This is a genomic window from Rathayibacter sp. AY1H3 (genome assembly GCF_002932015.1).
Genome location: NZ_PSUU01000082.1, coordinates 1 through 5047, shown reverse-complemented (window position 1 = coordinate 5047; position 5047 = coordinate 1). Strand labels below are relative to the sequence as shown.

Sequence of the window (5047 nt, the reverse complement as noted above, 5' to 3'; positions counted from 1 at the left end):
TCCGCCGCCCGGACACCGCCCTCACCGCGGTGTCCGGCCGGGGAGGCGGCGCCTCGGAGGGGAGGAGCGGAGCGCAGGACGCGGTCGGCCGGCGCTTCCCGATCAGGCCCGGTGGGCGCCGTGCCCGTCGCGTGGAGGAGCGGTGCGGATCGAGTCCGTCCGGACGTCCGGCTCGATGCTGCCCGCGGCCAGGTCGGCCCCGGCGCGCGCGGCCAGCTGCGGGTCCGTGCGGCGCAGCTCCTCCGCGCTGTCCTCGGCCGCGAGGTCGTGCGCCTCCTGCATGGCCGACTTCGCGCGCAGCGGCGGGGTCTTGAGGAACCACGAGAGGACGAAGGCCAGCAGGACCACGCCCAGCGCGACCTGGAACACGGTCACGGTCGCGTCGTTGAACCCGGTCAGGAACGGGGCCGACAGGGCGCGCTCCGCGGTGTTCAGGAACGAGGTGTCCCCGTCGAGCGCGGAGCCGATCGCCGCGGTGTCCTGCGACTGCAGCAGCTTCAGGATCCCGGCGTTGGCCGGGTCCGCGGCGACGGCGGGGTCGGTGACGGCCCGCTGCAGATCCGCCGCGAGCGCCGGGTTCTTGAAGGCCGCGGCGATGGTGTCGGGGATCCGGCTGAACAGCACCGAGAAGATCACGGCGGTGCCCAGGGTGCCGCCGATCTGGCGGAAGAACGTGGAGGCGCTGGTCGCGACTCCCATGTTCGCCACGTCGACCGAGTTCTGCGAGGCCAGGGTGAGGGTCTGCATCATCTGCCCGAGCCCGAGGCCCAGCATCAGCATCCCGCCCATCATGAAGATCACCGGCTTGTCGATCGTCACGAAGGTGAAGTAGAAGAACGCGGCCGACATCAGGAACGTGCCGACGATCGGGAAGGCGCGGTAGCGGCCCGTGCGCGAGATGATCTGACCCGAGACGATCGAGGCGATCATCAGGCCGAGGATCATCGGCAGCATCAGGAAGCCGGACTCGGTCGGCGTGGCGCCGTTCACCAGCTGCAGGTACAGCGGGATCGCCATCATGCCGCCGAACATGCCGAAGCCGACGAGGACGCCCAGCACGGTCGCCATCGAGAAGGTCGGCGAGCGGAAGAGCTTGAGGGGGATGAGCGCGTCGTCGCCCATCATCCGCTCGGCCGCGATGAAGCCGATGACGCCCAGCGCGCCGACGATGTAGCAGACCCACGCGATCGGCGAGCCCCAGCCCCACTCGCGGCCCTGCTCGGCGATCAGCAGCAGCGGTCCCGCGGCGATGACGACGAGGGAGGCGCCCCACCAGTCGATCCGCACCGAGCGCTTGCCGGCGGGCTTGGGCAGGTGGAGGAACCGCACGACGATGAAGAGCGCGACGGCGCCGATCGGGAGGTTGATCAGGAAGACCCAGCGCCAGCCGGTGATGAAGAGGATCTCGGGCGTGCCGGCGAGCAGGCCGCCGATGAGCGGTCCGACGACGCTGGAGATCCCGAAGACGGCCAGGAAGTAGCCCTGGTACTTGGCGCGCTCGCGCGGGGGCAGGATGTCGCCCATCACCGTGAGCGCGAGCGACATGAGCCCGCCGGCGCCGAGGCCCTGCACGGCGCGGAAGCCCGCGAGGCCGAGCATCGAGGTCGAGAAGCCGGCGAGCGTCGAGCCGATCAGAAACAGCACGATCGCGATCAGGTAGAGCGGGCGGCGTCCGAAGATGTCGGAGAGCTTGCCGTAGATCGGCGTCGCGATAGTCGAGACGATCAGGTAGGCGGTGGTCACCCACGCCTGCTGCGAGAGGCCGTCGAGGTCGTCCGCGATGGTGCGCATCGAGGTGCCGACGATGGTCTGGTCGAGCGAGGAGAGGAACATCCCCGCCATCAGGCCGAAGATGACGAACAGGATCTGCCGGTGCGACATCACGGCGCCGGACGGCGTCGAGGTCGGAGCGGATGGAGCGGAGGCGGAGTCGGCCACGGTGGTCCCCTTGTCTGGCGGACGCGTCCAGGCACGGCGATCCGCCGCAAACGTTGCGTGCTGCGCAAAGTTACACCGCGTGCGGAGAGCGCGACAGAGCGTCCGGCGAGCCTGAACGGGATCTCAGGGCCGCCGTGCCGGGGCCGTGCCTCAGGCCGGAGCGGGGACCGCCTCGTCCGCCCAGCCGGCCTCGCGGAGCGCTGCGCGGGCCTCGGCTCGGGCCGAGTACGGCGTGCGCACGCCGAGGATGTCGCGGTAGTTCTGGTGCCCGGGGCCGGCCCAGAGGATGGCGTCGCCCTCGTGCGCCAGGGACACGGCGACGCGGATGGCGCGCTTGGGGTCGTCGACCTCGTGGATCTCGGCGTCCGGACGTGCGGCGCGGGCGGCCTCGACGAGGGTGCGCCGGATCGAGGCCGGGTCCTCGAAGCGCGGGTGGTGGTCGGTGACGATCAGCACGTCGCTGCCCAGGACGGCGGCTTCGGCCATCGCCGGGCGCTTGAGCGCGTCCCGGTCGCCGTCGGCGCCGAACACCATGACCACGCGGCCGGGAGTGACCTCGCGGACGGCCTCCAGGGTGCGGGCGAAGGCGTCGGCGCTGTGTCCGAAGTCGACGTACACCGTGGGGCCGCGGTTGCCGGAGACGCGCTCGGTGCGGCCGGGGAGGGAGGCGTCCACTCCGCCGTCGCGGTGCAGCGCGGCGCGGATCTCGCCGATCGGCCGACCGGACTCGATCAGCATCACGATCGCCAGACCGGCGTTGGCGGCCATGTGGGTGCCGATGATCGGCACGGAGGTCGTGATGGCACGGCCCTCGCGGTTCCCGATCCGGAAGCGGGTGCGGCCGAACTCCTGCTCGAGCACCGTCACGGTCCAGTCGGCGTCGACGCCCGGGAGGGAGGTGATCGTGGTGACCGGCACGCCGGCGACCTCGACGAGGCGCGCGCCCGCGGGGGAGTCGAGCGAGACGACGGCCCGGCGCGCGCGATCGGGCTGGAACAGCTGGGCCTTCTCGTCGAAGTAGGTGTCCATGTCGCCGTAGTCGTCGAGGTGGTCGTGGCTGAGGTTCGTGAAGCCGGCGACGTCGAAGACCACGCCGTCGACGCGGTGGCGGGTGAGCGCCTGGGCGCTGACCTCGATCGCGGCCGCGCCGACGCCCTCCTCCTCCATGCGGGCGACGAGCGCGTGCAGCTCCGTCGCCTCCGGGGTGGTCAGGCCGCTGGTCACCGAGGTGTCGCCGATGTGGCGCTCCGCGGTCGAGCTGAGGCCGGGCACGACGCCGAGCTGGCGGAGGATCCCCTCGAGCATGTGGACGGTCGACGTCTTGCCGTTGGTGCCGGTCACGCCGAGCAGCACGGGGGAGCGCTCGGCCGTCCCGTAGACGGCGGCGGCGACGGCGCCCAGGCGGGAGCGGGGGTCGTCGACCACGAGGACGGGCAGACCGGTCGCGCGCGCGGCGTCGGCGCCCGCGGTGTCGGTCAGCACGGCGGAGGCGCCGCGGGCCACGGCCTGCTCGACGAACTCGGCCCCGTGGCGGTTGACCCCGGGCAGGGCGACGAAGAGGTCGCCGGGCTCGACGTCGGAGGCGATCAGCGTCACTCCGCTGATCTCGGCCGTCAGGCCGCCCTCGTCGCCGATCTCGAGCGTCCGAGCGAGGGCGGCGAGAGGGACGGAGGGTGCGGTGAGGGGTCGGAGCATGGGGTCCTTCCATCGACGGCTCCGTGGGGGGCCGTGCAGCCGAGGGGGCGGTCGCACGCGGAGTCGTGGCTGTCACTCAAGCTAGGGGGTCTGCTTATGTGAATCCTTAGAGGATATGCGCGACCCGCGTGGAGGGGCACGGGTGGACAGAACCGATCGCCGGTGCTTCAGCAGATGCGCAGGAACGGGTCTGTCTAGGCTCGGAGGATGACGTCGAACGAGAACGAGCCGACCGATGGGCGCCCCGTCCGCCGCCGAGCCCTGGTCATCGGGGGTGTGGCCGCCGCGGCGGGCCTGACCGCGCTGGGGGTCGGAGCCGCCATCGGGAACGGAGCGCCGGCGCCCTCGTCGACCCCCTCGACGGCGCCGCCCGCTCCGTCGCCCTCCGCGGCCGCGACCACCTCGACGCCCACGGCGGTGCCGACCGCCACTCCGACTCCCACACCCACTCCCACCGCCTCCGGGATCGACCTCACCGCGCAGTCCGTCGACGACCCGGCGAGCACCTGGGTCGTCGTCAACAAGCTGCGGACGCTCGCGCCGGTCGACTACGTCCCCGCCGACCTGACCTTCCCCGACGTGCCCTACGTCAACCGGCAGCCGATGCGCCAGGCGACCGCGGACGCCCTCGTCCCGCTCTTCGCCGCCGCCCGCTCCGAGGCCGGCCTCTCGCTGGCGGTGCAGAGCGCCTACCGCTCCTACGACACCCAGGTCAGCGTCTACGCGGGCTGGGTGTCCTCGCGCGGGCAGGCGGGAGCGGATGCGACGAGTGCGCGCCCGGGGCACAGCGAGCACCAGACCGGCTGGGCGGTCGACGTGGTGGGAGCGTCGGGCGCGTGCGCGCTCGAGATCTGCTGGGGCGACACTCCGGAGGGGCAGTGGGTCGGCGCCAACGCCCATCGCTTCGGCTTCCTCGTGCGCTACAAGCCCGACGCCACTCCGATCACGGGGTACGAGTCGGAGCCGTACCACCTGCGGTACGTCGGGACCCAGCTCTCCGGGTACCTGCACGACTCCGGCATCGAGACGCTCGAGCGCGCCTTCGGCCTTCCGGATGCGCCCGATTACGCACCGGGGACCACTTCCTAGGCGGTCTAGCGATCACAGACGGACACGATCGGGCGTGACACGCGCCGCTCGTTACCGTACTGTTATTCGGAGCGCTTTCGGAGGCCCGTCTGACGGATCTCCCACCCCCGCCTGGTGACATAGCCGCTTCCCCTGCTCCCGAGCCCGGTCCCCCGCCGAGCCGCCGACCCGTGAGACCTCTCTGTGCCCCCTCGCTCCACCCGCTCCACCCTGCCCGCCGACCACCCCGTGATCTGGTCGGGATTGTCGACCGCGACGCTGCCCTCGGCCCCGCCGAAGCGGACGGTGGCGACCGAGTCCAGGTTCGATCCCTCGAGCGTCACGC

General features: G+C 72.1%; 3 protein-coding genes. 1 reads left to right on the top strand and 2 read right to left on the bottom strand.

All coding sequences use genetic code 11. The features are described from left to right. Positions 1-102 precede the first annotated feature (102 nt). Together C5C33_RS17840 and C5C33_RS17835 are read right to left on the bottom strand one after the other, a co-directional pair. Positions 103-1881 carry an MDR family MFS transporter gene (locus tag C5C33_RS17840; protein ID WP_104261768.1) on the bottom strand — a complete coding sequence of 593 codons (1779 nt, stop codon included), beginning with the start codon at positions 1879-1881 and terminating at the stop codon, positions 103-105. Between the two features lie 207 nt (positions 1882-2088). Further along, positions 2089-3633: a Mur ligase family protein gene (locus tag C5C33_RS17835; protein ID WP_104261767.1), complete on the bottom strand. Its 1545-nt coding sequence runs from the start codon at positions 3631-3633 to the stop codon at positions 2089-2091. 207 nt (positions 3634-3840) lie between these two features. Between C5C33_RS17835 and C5C33_RS17830 the strand changes: the two genes are divergently transcribed. Further along, positions 3841-4722, top strand: a complete 882-nt coding sequence (locus tag C5C33_RS17830; RefSeq protein WP_104261766.1) for a D-alanyl-D-alanine carboxypeptidase family protein — start codon at positions 3841-3843, stop codon at positions 4720-4722. Positions 4723-5047 lie beyond the last annotated feature (325 nt).

Bases quoted from the DNA above. Each gene is read 5' to 3' on its own strand.
- C5C33_RS17835 (WP_104261767.1), bottom strand. From the start codon at position 3,633: ATGCTCCGACCCCTCACCGCACCCTCCGTCCCTCTCGCCGCCCTCGCT.
- C5C33_RS17830 (WP_104261766.1), top strand. From the start codon at position 3,841: ATGACGTCGAACGAGAACGAGCCGACCGATGGGCGCCCCGTCCGCCGC.
- C5C33_RS17840 (WP_104261768.1), bottom strand. From the start codon at position 1,881: ATGTCGCACCGGCAGATCCTGTTCGTCATCTTCGGCCTGATGGCGGGG.